Here is a 15,017-nt window from a genome sequence, read left to right as displayed (position 1 = left end):
CGTCATCGGCGCGCCGTGTGGCGGCCGACCGATGCGGAGCCGCCGACCGGCGCGCCGATGACGCTGCGCGACGGGCTGGCGCTGTCGCGCAACCGCATCACCGCGCAGGTCATGCAGCGGGAAGGCGCGGCGAAGGTCGCGCAGCTTGCCCGCGCGATGGGCGTGCGCGACAGCCCGCTCGACGCGGTGCCGTCGCTCGCGCTCGGCACGAGCCCGGTCACGCTGAAAGAGATGGTGTCCGCGTACGGCACGATCGCGAATCGCGGCGTGTACGTCGCACCGCAGATGATCACGCGCATCGAGGATCGCGACGGCAAGGTGCTCGCCGCATTCGGCAGCGCGCCGCCGGAACGCGCGCTGTCGGCGCCCGCCGCACTGACGCTCGTCGACGCGATGCGCGGCGTCGTCGATTACGGGACCGGCGCGGACATCCGCTCGCGCTACGGGATTCGCATCGACGTCGCGGGCAAGACCGGCACGACGCAGGACAACACCGACGGCTGGTTCATCCTGATGCATCCGCAACTGGTGGCCGGCGCGTGGGTCGGCTTCGACGACGGCAGCGTGACGCTGCGCAGCGACTACTGGGGCGCGGGCGCGCACAGTGCGCTGCCGATCGTCGGGTCGTTCTACGATGCGGCGCTGCGCGCGCGGGCAATCGATCCGCATGTGCAGTTCTCGCCCGATTTCCGGCCACGCAGCGCGCCGGCGCCGAAGCGGCGCGCGCCGCAGCATTCAGGCCTGTTCGACTGGCTGCGCTTCTTCCGATGATCGTGCCGGCGGCGGGCTGAGCCAGGAAACGCGTTCAGCCCGCCGCGAGCGTTGCGGCGAGCGCATCGAACTCCGGCGCCCATGCCGCACGCCACGCGGCTTTCGTCGCGTCGTCGACCCACGCGCCGTCGATCCCGTTCAGCATGAACTGCTTCAGGTCGGCCACGGTGAAGCCGAAATGGCTGAACATCAACTCCCACGCTTCCGACGGGTTCACCTTGTGCAGCGTCGGATCGTCGGTGTTCGGATGGATCTTCAACCCGAGCCCCGGCATCTTGCGCATCGGATGCAGTTCGGCCCATTGCTCCGGCGGCAGCGTGCGCAGGTAGTACGAATTCGTCGGCACGACGGTGAAGACGATGCCGCGCTCCGCATAGCGCGCGCACAGCTCGGGGTTGTCGACGATCGTATAGCCGTGATCGACGCGGTCGACCTGCAACAGATCGACGGCCGTCTCGACGTTGCGCCACGGCATTCCGAACTCGCCTGCATGCGCGGTCGTGCGAAAGCCGGCCGCACGCGCGTTGCGGTACGCCTTCCAGAACAGTTCCGGCGGCCGGTCGTTCTCGCGATAGTCGATGCCGAGCCCCGCGACTTCGTCCGCGCGATTCGCCTTCATCCATTCGACGATCGCAACCGCTTCGTCGGGGTCCTGCTCGCGGTCGATGCTCGGAATCAGGCGCGCGCCGACCCCGAAATCGCGAGCGGCGTCGCGAATCGCCGTCACGATCGCGGCCTGCGCGTCCGGATACGCGATGCCCGATACGCGCACCGTTCCCGTCGGATTCCAGAAGAATTCCGCATGCCGCACGTTGTGCGCGGCCGCGTCTTCCAGATACTCGTATGCGATCCGCCGCAGGTCGTCGGGTTGCGTCAGCAGATATTTATCGAGCGCGCGCAGCACGTGCAGCACGCCGACCGGTTTCTCGCCGCGCGCGTAGAACCCGTCGATCTCCGCGCGCTCGATCGGCGCACCGCTGCGTTCGGCGAGCGCGACAAACGTGTCGTGCCGCACCGCGCCGAGCAGGTGGCAATGCAGTTCGACCTTCGGCAGCGCGCGGAAGAAGGCTCGATGCGCGGGCGTGATCTCGATGCCCGTGCGCGCGGCCGGGACATTGCCTGGTGTTCCCTTCATGTCAGTCTCTTTTTCCGTAGTGCGATGCGTCGCGCAAGCCGTCTCTCAGTGCGGCTTCACGACGGTCCAGAAGTAATAGCCGAGCGGAATCGCGAGCACGACGAGCCCCCACGACACGTCGCGCCAGCGGCCGGCCAGCAGCTTGACGAGCACGTAGCACAGCAGCCCGCCCGCGATGCCGGTGCCGAAGCTGTTCGACATCAGCGTGAGCAGCACCATCGACATCACGGGCAGCGCATCGGTGAAGTCGTCGAAATGCGTATGGCGGATCGTCGCGAACATCGACAGTCCGATCAGGATCAGCGCCGGCGCGGTGGCCTCCTTCGGAATCGCGAGCGCGACCGGCACGAACAGCAGCATCGCGGCGAACAGCACGGCCGCGGCCAGCGACGACAGCCCGCTGCGGCCGCCCGCCTCGACGCCGGCCGCCGATTCGATCAGCGCGGTCAGCGCCGGAATGCCGAACACCGGCCCGAGCGTCGCGGCGAGCGAATCGACGAGGAACGGCCGGTTGATGTTCGGCAGGTTGCCCCGTTCGTCGAGCAGGTTCGCCTTCGCGCCGACCGCGAGCGCGGTGCCGAGCGTCGAGAAGAATTCCGCCGCGAAGAACGCGAACAGGTACGGCGCGGCGGCCAGGCTCAACGCGCTGCCGATATCGAGCTTGAACGCGATCGGCGCGATGCTGTGCGGCAGCGACGTGAACGACGCAGGCAGGTGCGTGACGCCGAGCGGCACGCCGGCCGCGGCCGCGACTAGGATCGCGATCAGGATCGCGCCGGGCACCTTGCGCGCCTGCAGCACGATCGCGACCGCGAGACCGATCAGCGCGACCAGCGCGCCCGGCCGCGAGAAGTCGCCGAGCGCGAACGCGTTGGTCTTCGCGTTCGCGACGACCATCCCCGCATTGCGCAGCCCGAGCATCGTGACGAACAGCCCGATCGACGCACCGAGCCCGAGCTTGATCTGCACCGGAATCAGCCGCACCACGACGCCGCGCGCGCCGAGGATCGTCAGCAGGAAGAACAGCACGCCCGACACGCACGCGATGCCGAGGCCCGTCTGCCAGCCGACGTGCTCGGTCGTCGCGAGCGTCACGCCGATGATCACCGAGCCGCCGATACCGGGGCCGACGAGGAACGGCAGGTTCGCGTAGAGCCCCATCAGCGTGGTGAACAGCACGAACACGACGATCGTCGCGGTCGTCGCCGCGCCGCGCTCCATGCCGCCCGTCGCGAGCAGCGACGGGATCACGACGAGCAGGTACGCGGCCGCGAGAAACGACGTGACGCCCGCGATCGTCTCGGTGCGCACGCTCGTGCCGCGCGCGGCGAGCGCGAAGCGTCGTTCGAGCCAGTTGGCCGGCGTGCGCGCCGGCATCGTGTCAGTCGCTGACATGGTGGTTCTCCCGTGATTCCGAATATTGTCCTGTGTCGGTTCGTGCAGCGCGGTCTTATACTGCCGCGTACCGCATCCCGACCGCTATTACCCGATGTCCGACCGCTCGTCGCTGCTCCCCGCGCTCACGCTGCGGCAGGTCCAGCACTTCGTCGTCCTTGCGCATGCGCGCAGCTTCACGCAGGCCGCGCAGGCGCTGTCGCTCACGCAGCCCGCGCTCACCGCGTCGATCCGCCAGATCGAATTCCTGCTCGGCGGCCGCCTGTTCGCCCGCAGCGCGCACCGGCTCACGCTCACCACCGCCGGCGAAGCCGTGCTGCCGCTCGCCGAACGCCTGCTCAACCAGGCGCGCGGCACCTTCGACGACATGACGCGGCTCATCGGCGAACGCATCCAGACCGTGCGCATCGCGTTCATCCCGTCGGTCACGGGCCGCCTGCTGCCCGCGCTCAACGCACTGCGCGGCACCCATCCGACGCTGCGCTTCACGCTCACCGATCTGCCGAACAGCGCGCTCGTCGAAGCGGTGCGCGACGGCGTCGCGGATCTCGGCATCGGCGTGCGCGAACCCGACGGCGACGACGGCACGCTGCGTTACCAGCAGCTGTTCGAGGACGAGATCGTGATCGTCGTGCGGCACGACGATCCGCTCGCCCGCGCGAAGAGCGTCACGTGGGCGAAGCTGGTCGATCGCGAACTCGCGGTATTCGTGCGCGGCAGCGTCAGCGAATCGCTGCATCGCACCGGCGGCGCCGAAAAGCTGCGCCTGAACGTCACGTACCGGATGGAATACACCGAGCCGCTGTACGCGCTCGCGCGCAACGGACTCGCGACCGCCGTGCTGCCGAGTCTCTACACGATGCATCTGCACGATCCCGAACTCGTCGCGCTGCGCGTCGACAAACCGCGCGTCACGCGTGCGATCTCGCTGATCTCGCTCGCCACCGACGATCGCGGCCCGCACGTGCGCGCGTGCCGCGAATGGATTGCGAAGCAGATCTGATTACGTTCGCGGTCCGCCGGGTGGCTGTCCATGTTCAGGGCAGCTTCGCAATCCGTTCGACGAGTGCTGCGTAGAACCGGTCCGCATCGACCTCGTTGATCCATGTCGCATTCGCCGCACGGCCGCTGCGCCCGTTCCAGTCGACGACGGTCTCGCCAAGCGTCCACTGCCCGGTCGTCTCGACCACCACGTTCACCTTGCGGCCGCCGAACAGCGTCGGATCGACGAGATAGCCGACGGCCGTCGGGTCGTACATCGGCGCGTCTTCAACGCCGCGCCGCTTCTTGTTGTAGGCGAGCTCGGCCTCCATGATGTCCGCGACGATCGCGCCGCAGCGGTTGCCGAGCGCGCGAAACGGCGCGACGCGGGCCGGCGTGATCGGCGCCTTCACCGCGACGTCGCGCGGCAGCACGACGATCGGCACACCGCTGCCAAACACCACGTCGGCCGCCTGCGGATCGACGTAGATGTTGAACTCGGCGGCCGGCGTGATGTTGCCGCGCTCGAAGAACGCGCCGCCCATCAGCACGATCTCGCGCAGCGCGCCGCGAATCTGCGGCGCTTCGACCAGCGCGGTCGCGAGGTTCGTCAGCGGGCCGAGCGCGCACAGCGTCACGCTGTTCGGCGCCGCGCGGCTCAGCGTATCGACGAGGTACGACACCGCGTGAGCCGCGGCGAGCGGCGCGCGCGGCGCATGCAGTTCGACGCCTTCCAGCCCCGTCTTGCCGTGCACGTTCGCGGCCGTCACGAGGTCGCGCACGAGCGGGCGCGGGCAGCCCGCATACACCGGCAGCGCGTTCGTACGGCCGGCCCAGTCGCGGATGATCCGCGCATTGCGTTCGGTGAGATCGAGCGGCACGTTGCCGGCCACGGCCGTCAGCGCGCGCACGTCGAGCCGGTCCTGCGCGCCGAGCGCGAACAGGATCGCGATGGCGTCGTCCTGCCCCGGATCGGTATCGATGATCACCGTGCGGCGCGCGGCGTCGCCGCCAGCCGCGAATGCGCCCGTTTCGGGCAGCAGCGCGGTGCCGGCCAGCGCCGCGGAGAGTTTCAGGAAGGTGCGGCGGGATGCGATCGGATGGGTCATGGTCGGGGGCTCAGAACACGTGCCGCACGCCGAGCGTCGCCATCATCTGGCGCGTGCCGGTCGAACGCGCATACGCGAAGATCTGCGCATGATCCGCGTCGCCGGCCGCCTGCTGCGCGATCACCGTCAGCGCGACGTCGGTGCGTTTGGACAGGAAGTAATCGGCCTGCAGGTTCACCTGATGCCATTTCGGACGCTTGTCGATCACGTCGTACTTGCCGTTCGTGAACGCGTACGCGGCGCCGAGAAAGAGCTGCGGCGTCATCGTGTAGACGACGTTCACGCCCAGGTTCTGCAGGTGCAGGTGCGAATTGTCGAGGTAATCGTAGCGTACGTCCGTGAACATCGCCGCGAACTGCGCGCGGCCGATCGTGTAGAAGCCGCCCGTACCCGCGATCCGCTGCCGGCTCGCGTACGCCGCCGGCGACATCGCGCTCTTGCTGAAGATCAGCAGCGGCGACGCATAGTCGTTCGCGATCGCGCCGTCCTGGTTCGTCGCGCTGTACGGATGGTTGTACTGCGCATAGACCACGCTCCAGCGCAGCGGGCCCCGCTCATAGCCGAGCCCGAAGCTGTACGCGCTGTTGTTCGCGAAACCGGTCGTATTGCTGAGGCCGTACAGCGCGGTGAACTTCAGCCCGTAGTAGATGGGGCTCACGTACTTCACCGAGTTCTGCACGCGGATGTCGTTGTAGCCGTTGTCGTTGTCGCCGATGTTCACGCCGTTGCTCGCGATGATCACCGGCCCGATGTAGTCGTGGATCGCGTCGTACTGGCGGCCGAGCGTCAGCGCGCCGTAGGTGCGGTCGGCCAGGCCGACGTACGCCATGCGCCCGAACTCGCGGCCGTTCTGCGCGGCCGTGCCCGTCATCACGTTGAAGCCGTTCTCGAGCTGGAACACCGCGGACAGCCCCTGCCCGAGATCTTCCTTGCCCTTCAGCCCCCAGCGCGGGTTCTGGTTCGTGCCGGACAGCGCCTGCCACGCGTTCTTGCCGCCCTGGTTCGTCGCGAATCCGACACCGGCCGAGATGAGACCGTACAGCGTGATGCTGCTTTGCGCACCGGCATGGGTCGCGAAGGCGCCGAGCATCGCGAGCGGAGCGAGCTTGTAGAGAGTTTTCATGCGGGTCGTGTGGTCGGTGGTGGTCCAGGCGCGGCAGGGTTCCGCGAAACTGGACTCGACTATACGAACCCGGATCGGATAATAAAAGTTTGCTTTCCTTATATCTCAATAAAACGGATTTATTCTCATCTCTACACCGCCCGCGCCCGACGAACCGGCGCTCAGTCCGCCGTGTCGCCGCCCTTCGGCAGCTTCGACCACGCGCCGCGCCCCGGCAGCGGCGACCAGGCCGGGCGGGTCTTGCGGGCACTGTCGATCACGACCAGATAGCGACCCGCAATCGGCGTGATGTCGCGATCGCGACGCAGCACCCATAGCGACTTGCCGGCCTCGACGCGTGCCTGGTAGTCGTCGTCGAGCAACCCGTGCTGGTCGAGGAACGTGTTCAGCGACGCGGGAATCCGCACGCAGCCCTTCGAGTGCCGAACGCCGAGCAGCGCTTCGAGCCGGTCGGGATCGGTCGCATGCATCTGGAAACGCATCGGCGACACGCCGCCCTTGCCCCAGCCGCGCTCGCCGTCCACCCAGCCGAAATCGTAGATGCGCATGTCGCGGTGACCGTAGCCGCGAATGCCGTTCTCGTTCGTCGTGCCTTCCGCGCGGAAATCCATCGTGTCGGGCGAGTGATGGAACACGCCGAGCGGCGTCAGGAAATGGTCGTACTGGCCCGGCAGCCCGGTGCCGACCGGCGATGCGCCGATCATCAGCCACGCATTGGCCGGCGTCGCGCGAAAGTAGATGAACAGCGCCTGCACGTTCGGCGCGCGGTCGACCATCGCAACGTACTCGCCGGCGAGATCGCCGAGATCCGCATCGGCGAGCGCTTTCTGGAGGCGGTCGCCATACGCGCGCTGCTCGCTCGCGGGCACGTTCAGGCGCCGCGTGACTTCCTGTGTGAAGCGCTTGCGCATGTCGAGCGCGCGCGCCGTCGCGTTTTGCGCTTCCTCGGCCGACAGCGGCGGATGCCGGCGCGGCGGCGTGGGCGGAGGCGGCTCGGCTTCGCTCGCGGGCGGGCCGGATGCGGCCGATGCAGGTGCGGCAGCCGATGCCGCGGACGCCGAGGAAGCGGCCGACGCACCGGAGGCCGCGCTCGCGGAATCCGCGTGATTCGCGTGTGACGCCCCGGATGTCGGCGCTGCGGCCGATGCACCCGACACCGCATGCGCGGACGAAGCCGGATGCGTGCGAGAGGCCGCCGAAGCAGGCGACGCGACAGACGAGGATTGCACAGCAGACGACGGCGCGTCGGACGCGGCAAAGGCAGGCCGTTCGGCGACAACGGAAATCGACACCGCGGCAGCGAGCCCCACGTATGCGGCGATTGCGCGGTTGAGGCAACGCGGCTGCGCAAAGCGCCGCGCCAGGTGGGAAAGAATCATAGGTTCGAGGCCATCGGCCGATCCGGCCGCCGCATGGTGCTGCTGCGAGCGGCGCATCTTCCGCGCAAGCCATCGACACGTCCGGCGCATCGCATGCGCCAGGCGCCGACGCCTCTTCGCGGTGGAGCCGTTCGCTGATGCAACGCGGGCACTCCGATGGCGGCTAATGAGTCGTCAGGCCCCCTATTTTACTCGTCGATACGCGAATCGGCCGCGGCCGGAAGCACGCTTTTACGGGGAATTGCGCTTCGTCACGCTTTGTTTCAACTCGTTTCCGCTTGCGTGTTCGCTGCGTGGCAGGCTGCCGTGTTGCGCGGTTTCGTCACACGTCCGAAGGCACGCAGGTTTCATCCGGTTCGAGCGTGCCGACCTGTTTATGATCTGCATGACGAAGCATTTTTTGCGATCCGGCGCTCGGAAACCGGGGCCTCGCCCGCATCGCACGCATGCCGCACGAACCATGCGACACGCGTGCACGCCGCGCCGACTACTTCGAGATGGTTTCGAGCGCGATGCCCTTCGTGCGCGGCCCCATCCATCCGATTGCAGCCATCACGACCACCATCGCGCCCGCAATGAACGCGAACACGCCGAACGTGCCGAAGCCCCGCAGCACGGCCGCGATCACGAACGACGAGAAGATCGCGGAGAAGCGGCTCCACGAATAGACGAAGCCGACGGCCCGCGCGCGAATCGACGTCGGGAACAGCTCGGCCTGGTAGGCGTGGAAGCTGTACGACATGATGTTGCTCGCGAGCGTGAGGCCGATGCCGAGCACGATCAGGAACGCGCCCACCGTCGTCTGGCTGAACAGCAGCCCGCAGACGACGATCGCCGCCGCCATCGCGACGATCACCGACTTGCGCTCGAAGCGATCGGCGATCACGAGGCCGATCAGCGGGCCGATCGGCGCCGCGAGCGCGATCACACTCGAATACATCAGGCTCGACGTGATCGTGATGCCCTGCTTGATCAGCAGCGTCGGCACCCAGTTCGCGAAGCCGTAGAAGCCGACCGTCTGGAACACGTTGAAGATCGTCATCATGATCGTGCGGCTGCGATACGGCGGCACCCACATGTCCCGGAAGCTGCCGCTCGGCGGCACCGGTTCGGCCGGCGCGGGCGGCGGCAACGGCCGCCCGTATTCGGCTTCGACCTTCGCCTCGAGCGCGCGCATGATGCGGTCGGCTTCGTCGACCCGGCCCTGCTGCGCGAGCCAGCGCGGGCTTTCCGGCAGTTCACGGCGAATCCACCACACGAACAGCGCACCATGCGCGCCGATCAGCACGACCCAGCGCCAGCCGTCGAGGCCGAGCGGCGCGTGCGGCACCAGCAGGTAAGCGAGGAACGCGACCACCGGCACCGCGACGAACCCCACCGCCTGCTCGCACGCGAACGCGCGGCCGCGGATCTGCTTCGGTACGAGTTCGGAGATGTAGGTGCCGATCGTCACCATCTCGACGCCCAGCCCGAGACCGACGACGAAGCGCCAGAAGTTCAGCCCGGTCGCGGTGTCCTGGAACGCCATCACGACGTTCGCGGCCGTGTACCACAGCAGCGACCACGTGAAGATCGCGCGGCGGCCGAAGCGGTCCGCGAGGAAGCCGCACGCGATCGTGCCGATGAAAAGGCCGGAGAACAGCGCGGCGATGAAGCTCGCGACGCCCGTGGTGCCGAACAGGCCGTGCGTCGTCGCGGACAGGATGCCGCTTTTCACGAGGCCCGGCGCGACGTAGCCGCTGTAGAGCAGATCGTAGAGTTCGAAGAAGAAGCCGAGGCTCAGCAGCACGACGAGCTTCCAGACGCTGCGCGTCGGCGGCAGGCGGTCGAGACGGGCCGAGATGGAGCCCGGGTCGATGGAGGGGGATGGGGCTTGTGCCTGCGGAAGGCTGTCCGTTGAGGCCATCTTGGGCGCGTCTCCTGATCGTGTCGTGTTGTGTCGCGTTGTGCGTCGTTCTCCGGCGGACAGCAGAACCGCCGCCGTACGAATCGCTGCATTGTACCGGCATGCCCATTCGGCGCATGGGCAAGCCGGCATGACGGCCGTGCCGGGCGCCGAAGCCGTTCGACGCCCCGTTTTCCTCCGGACATTGTGTAAATTGCGTAACCGTATGTCGAATACGGGAAGCGCGTCGGCGCGGCGTTCCCCGGCCGTTGGCCTCCGCTCGGGCCCCGCGCAGACCGGCAAGGACAAGCCTCCCCCGCTGTTTCGCGCAGGCGCGCGCCGCCCGAATCGCGGCGAAGGAGGACACGCAATCGGTACAACCACGCGTTCCGCGCCCCGGTAACATGCTACCGGGCCAACTACCGGCTTCCGGCTGCCTTTCGGCAACCGGCATTGTCGGCAAAACGTAAGCATTCCATGTCCATACAACGACTTTCCACGTACGCTCGCCGGATCGCGCTGATCGCGCTGCTGCAGTTCGCGGCGATCGCGACCGCGTCGGCGTTTCCGGCGGCCGCTTCCGCGCCCGTCGCGAGCGGCGTCGGCGCCGCCGCGCCGGCCATTTCCCTGCCCGACGCCATCGCGCAGCTCAAGCAGATGCAGGCCGAGCTGGATCGCATCAAGCAGCAGACCTCGACCGCGTCCAACAGCAAGGAGCTGGACGCGCTCGACGACTCGGCGCAGGAACTGAGCACCGATGTCGCGAAACTGCAGAGCGACCTCACGCCGCAACGTGCGCAGGTTCAGGCGCAGCTCGACGTGCTCGGGCCGGCGCCGGCCGAGGGCGCCGCGCCGGAAGCGCCAGCCGTCGCGAAGCAGCGCGCCGCGCTGGACGCGCGCAAGACCCAGATCGACGCCGCGCTGAAGCAGGCCGCCGACCAGAAGACGAGCCTCGCGAACCTGACCGAGCAGTTCGCGAAGCTGCACCGCAGCCTCCTGAAGAACCAGCTCGCGTTCCGTTCGGGCAGCATCTTCAGCGCGCAGTTCTGGTTGCCGCTGTTCCACCTGTCGCCAGACGATCGCCAGCGGCTCGAGGATTTCGACGACGAACTGTTCGACATGCTGCGCTCGTCGTGGGTGCCGGGGCAGCGTGCGATCACCACCGTGCTGCTGATCGCAGCATTCGCCGCCTGGCTCGGCGGCCGCCGGCTCATCGAGCGCGGGCTCGCGTGGATCGCGCTGAACCGCCTGCCGCCCACCCGCTTGCGCCGCAGTGCGCTGGCGCTGTCGACCGCCCTGTCGACCTTCCTCGCGACGGCCATCGCGATCCAGATCCTCTATCTCGCCGTTGCACGCCACTACGAGCTCACGCCGTCGCTGACCGACCTGTGGGACCAGTTCGCAAAGCTCGCCGCGACCTGCGCACTGATCGCCGGGCTCGGCCGCGCCCTGCTCTGCACGAAGCATCCGTCGTGGCGCCTGCCCGCGCTCGCCGATCCCGTCGCGCTCGCGATGAAGCCGTTCCCCAGCATCCTGGCCGGGCTGCTGCTGGTATCCGGCACGCTCGAATCGATCAACCGGATCGTCGACACCAGCCTGTCGGTCACGCTGTTCGGTCGCGGCATCGTGTCGCTCGTCGTCGCGCTGACGGTCGGCGCGTCGCTGCTGCGCGCGAACCGTGCGCGCAGCGCCCTCGCGGCCGCAGGCGAGGCACCGGAGCAGCGCTCGACGCTCGCCGGGCTGATCCATGCCGGCGTCACGCTCGCGATCGTCGCGTCGTTGATTGCACTCCTGATCGGTTACATCACGGTCGCGCGCTTCATCACGTACGAGCTCGTGTGGTTCGAGATCGTGCTGTGCGCCACCTACATCCTGATCCAGTTGACGCGCGACGCGAGCGAAAGCCTGTTCTCGTCGAGCCTGTCGACGGGCCAGCAGATCAAGCACCTGTTCGCGCTCGAAGACCGCCACCTGGATCAGGCGCGCACGGTCCTGTCCGGCTTCGGCACGAGCCTGCTGATGCTGATAGCGGCGATCGCGCTGGTGACCGGCGGTTTCGGCACGACGCCGGGCGACCTGCTCGACAGCGCGGTCGCGATGATCGGCAGCCAGCGACTGCAGAGCCTGAACATCATGCCCGACCGGATCTTGAACGCCGTGATCGGCTTCGCGATCGGGTTCTACCTGCTGCGCTCGCTGCGCCGCTGGCTCGACGGCGAATTCATGCCCGCGCTCGGCATGGATACGGGCATGCGCGTGTCGCTGATCACGCTGTTCACCAACGTCGGCTACGTGCTGCTCGTGCTGATGACGCTCGGGCTGCTGGGCGTCAGGTGGAACAATCTCGCGTGGATCGTCAGCGCGCTGTCGGTGGGTATCGGCTTCGGCCTGCAGGAAATCGTGAAGAACTTCGTGTCGGGGCTGATCCTGCTGACCGAGCGGCCGGTGAAGGTAGGCGACATGGTCAGCATCGCGGGCGTCGAAGGCGACATCCGCCGCATCAACGTGCGCGCGACCGAAATTCAGCTGAGCGACCGTTCGACCGTGATCGTGCCGAATTCGCAATTGATCTCGCAGAACGTGCGCAACGTGACGATGGGCAACAGCACGCAGGGCGTCGCGACGCTGGTGCTGACGTTCCCGCTGAACACCGATCCGGAGCAGGTGCGCGACCTGCTGCTCGATGCGTATCGCGAGCACCCGGCGATTCTCGACAAGCCGGCGCCGTCGGTGACGTTCAGCCAGCTCGCGCCGGACGGGATCACGCTGAGCGTGACGGGTTACGTGTCGAGCCCGCGGATCGCGAGTTCGACGAAGAGCGATCTGCTGTTCCAGATCCTCAAGCAGTTGCGCGCGGCGGGGATCACGCTGTCGAGCCCGCAGATGCTGGTCGTGCAGAACATGCCGGCGAACGAGGGTCCTACGCCGCACGAATCGTAAGCGAGCCATCGAGCGGGTACGCCCGCGATCGATCGGCGCGCCGCGCGCCCCGCAGTAAACGACAAGGGCCGGTTACCGCTTTCGCGGCAACCGGCCCTTGTCATTCGACCGTCGAAGCGCCCTGGCCGGGCGCCTGCCCTTACACGTCGAACTTCACCCCCTGCGCCAGCGGCAACTGCCGGCTGTAGTTGATCGTATTCGTCGCACGGCGCATATACGCCTTCCACGCATCCGAACCCGACTCGCGGCCGCCGCCCGTTTCCTTCTCGCCGCCGAACGCGCCGCCGATTTCCGCGCCGCTCGTGCCGATGTTCACGTTGACGATCCCGCAATCGCTGCCGGCCGCCGACATGAACTGCTCGGCCTCGCGCATGTCGTTCGTGAAGATCGCCGACGACAGGCCTTGCGGCACCGCGTTGTGCACGTCGATCGCGTCGTCGAAGTTGTCGTAGACCATCACGTACAGGATCGGTGCGAACGTCTCGCGCTCGACCACCGCCGATTGCTTCGGCATCCGCACGATGGCCGGACGCACGTAGTACGCATCCGCGTGACCGACGTCGACGCGCTCGCCGCCCTTCACTTCACCGCCCTGCTCGCGCGCATCGGCCAGCGCCTTCTGCATCGCGTCGAACGACGCACGATCGACCAGCGGGCCGACCAGCGTGCCTTCCTCGAGCGGGTTGCCGACCTTCACCGACGCGTAGGCCTTCTCGATGCGCGGCAGCAGTTGCTCGACGAGGCTGCGATGCACGATCAGGCGGCGCAGCGTCGTGCAGCGCTGGCCGGCCGTGCCGACCGCCGCGAACGTGACCGCGCGCACGACGAGGTCGAGATCCGCGCTCGGCGCGACGATCATCCCGTTGTTGCCGCCGAGTTCGAGGATGCCGCGTGCCAGGCGCTGGCTCAGCACCTTCGCGACTTCCTGGCCCATCCGCACGCTGCCCGTCGCGCTGACGACCGGCACCTTCTTCGACGCCGTCAGCACCTCGCCGACGTCGCGCATGCCGAGCACCAGCTGGCTCAGTTCCGCCGGCGCGACGCCCGGATGCGTCTTGTCGAACTCGCGGAGCGCCTTCTGGAGCAGCACGTGGCACGCGATCGCGGTGAGCGGCGTCTTCTCGGACGGCTTCCACACGACCGAATCGCCGCACACGAACGCAAGCGCCGCATTCCACGCCCACACCGCGACCGGGAAGTTGAACGCCGAAATCACGCCGCACACGCCGATCGGATGCCACGTTTCCATCATCCGGTGGCCCGGGCGCTCGGACGCGATCGTGAGGCCGTAAAGCTGACGCGACAGGCCGACCGCGAAATCGCAGATGTCGATCATTTCCTGCACTTCGCCGAGGCCTTCCGACGTGATCTTGCCGGCTTCGAGCGTGACGAGGCGGCCGAGCTCGGCCTTGTGCTCGCGCAGCACGTTGCCGAACACGCGCACGAGTTCGCCGCGCACCGGCGCCGGCACCGTGCGCCACTTGAGGAATGCGTCGTGCGCGGCGTCGATCTTGCGCTCGGCGTCGGCGGGCGTGTCGACGGCCAGCGTCGCGAGCGTCGCGCCGTCCAGCGGCGAACGCGCGGTCAGCGCATTGCCTTTCCACTGGGCGAGATCGATGTCGAGCGCGGCAAGAATGTCGTTGAATTGCATCACTTCCTCTTCAGGGACAGATTGATCGGTGCGGCGGCAGCGCCGCCGGCGTGATTCGATTGGAGCGCGTTCGAGCGCGTCGTGCAAGCGGACGCGCCGCGCGGCGGGCCGGTGCGCCATCCGGCGCATTGCGCTGCGCCGCTGCCGCCGGAAAGCCCGGCCGGACGGCGCGCCCCAGCCTCGCGAGGCACGATCCATGAAACACATTGTCGATGGCCACAAGTCGGGCCGCTATTGATATTAACTCACGACTTCATTCCCAAAACGCAACAACTCGACCGGCCGGACCAACGCGTTTCCGGATCGATTCGGGACGTTTCCAAAGCCTGCGGCCGGGCACCCGGACACATCGCGGCACGACACAAGTTGATGACCATCCCGCATCACCCTGTTCGGAAATATCGTTTGCCGCCCGTGCGCCGCGCACACACAATCGGTGCGACGTCGAGGTGCAACGCACCCGGCGCGCCGCCGGCCGCCAACGGCAGCCGGACGACCGACGAAGGCGACACGCACCACGGCCCGGCTCAGCGGGCCGGTTTCGCACCGCATCACCGCTACCCGCCGCGGGCGGCAACGCGTCGCGCTTCGTCACCGAAAAACAATCCCGGAGACAGCGCCCAGCGCCCGCCATGCATTCAGATGCCC

The 15,017-nt window shown here is 67.8% G+C and carries 10 protein-coding genes; 3 read left to right on the top strand and 7 right to left on the bottom strand.

Annotated elements, in window-relative coordinates:
• Positions 1-771, top strand: a 771-nt coding sequence (locus H3O04_RS26975) for a penicillin-binding transpeptidase domain-containing protein (RefSeq protein ID WP_272929900.1), incomplete at its 5' end; no start/stop codon positions are given.
• 34 nt (positions 772-805) lie between these two features.
• Here H3O04_RS26975 and add read toward each other — a convergent pair.
• Both add and H3O04_RS26965 read right to left on the bottom strand, forming a co-directional pair.
• Positions 806-1,906: an adenosine deaminase gene (gene add / locus H3O04_RS26970; protein ID WP_202588825.1), complete on the bottom strand. Its 1,101-nt coding sequence runs from the start codon at positions 1,904-1,906 to the stop codon at positions 806-808.
• A gap of 45 nt (positions 1,907-1,951) precedes the next feature.
• The gene (locus H3O04_RS26965; protein WP_202588824.1) at positions 1,952-3,301 is read right to left on the bottom strand and encodes an NCS2 family permease; all 1,350 of its coding nucleotides are present in this window, start codon (positions 3,299-3,301) and stop codon (positions 1,952-1,954) included.
• A 94-nt stretch (positions 3,302-3,395) separates the two neighbouring features.
• On the opposite strand from H3O04_RS26965, the gene H3O04_RS26960 reads away from it, so the two are divergent.
• Positions 3,396-4,304, top strand: a complete 909-nt coding sequence (locus H3O04_RS26960; RefSeq protein ID WP_202588823.1) for a LysR family transcriptional regulator — start codon at positions 3,396-3,398, stop codon at positions 4,302-4,304.
• Between the two features lie 34 nt (positions 4,305-4,338).
• On the opposite strand, the gene H3O04_RS26955 is transcribed toward H3O04_RS26960, so the two are convergent.
• The 4 genes from H3O04_RS26955 to H3O04_RS26940 form a co-directional block, all read right to left on the bottom strand.
• Entirely contained in the window at positions 4,339-5,391 is a 1,053-nt protein-coding gene (locus tag H3O04_RS26955) for a nucleoside hydrolase (RefSeq protein WP_200161673.1), read from the bottom strand.
• A gap of 10 nt (positions 5,392-5,401) precedes the next feature.
• The gene (locus tag H3O04_RS26950; protein WP_202588822.1) at positions 5,402-6,514 is read right to left on the bottom strand and encodes a porin; all 1,113 of its coding nucleotides are present in this window, start codon (positions 6,512-6,514) and stop codon (positions 5,402-5,404) included.
• 161 nt (positions 6,515-6,675) lie between these two features.
• Positions 6,676-7,983 carry a L,D-transpeptidase gene (locus H3O04_RS26945; RefSeq protein WP_202588821.1) on the bottom strand — a complete coding sequence of 436 codons (1,308 nt, stop codon included), beginning with the start codon at positions 7,981-7,983 and terminating at the stop codon, positions 6,676-6,678.
• A gap of 397 nt (positions 7,984-8,380) precedes the next feature.
• Positions 8,381-9,799: an MFS transporter gene (locus tag H3O04_RS26940; RefSeq protein WP_202588820.1), complete on the bottom strand. Its 1,419-nt coding sequence runs from the start codon at positions 9,797-9,799 to the stop codon at positions 8,381-8,383.
• 456 nt (positions 9,800-10,255) lie between these two features.
• Between H3O04_RS26940 and H3O04_RS26935 the strand changes: the two genes are divergently transcribed.
• A complete protein-coding gene (locus H3O04_RS26935; RefSeq protein ID WP_034175148.1) occupies positions 10,256-12,718 on the top strand; it encodes a DUF3772 domain-containing protein in 2,463 nt (820 codons plus the stop codon).
• Between the two features lie 139 nt (positions 12,719-12,857).
• Here H3O04_RS26935 and amaB read toward each other — a convergent pair whose 3' ends face one another.
• Positions 12,858-14,369, bottom strand: a complete 1,512-nt coding sequence (gene amaB, locus H3O04_RS26930) for an L-piperidine-6-carboxylate dehydrogenase (RefSeq protein WP_034175147.1) — start codon at positions 14,367-14,369, stop codon at positions 12,858-12,860.
• Positions 14,370-15,017 lie beyond the last annotated feature (648 nt).

Source organism: Burkholderia sp. KCJ3K979 (genome assembly GCF_016759955.1).
Lineage (GTDB): Bacteria > Pseudomonadota > Gammaproteobacteria > Burkholderiales > Burkholderiaceae > Burkholderia > Burkholderia orbicola.
This window is presented reverse-complemented; position numbering and strand designations above follow the sequence as displayed.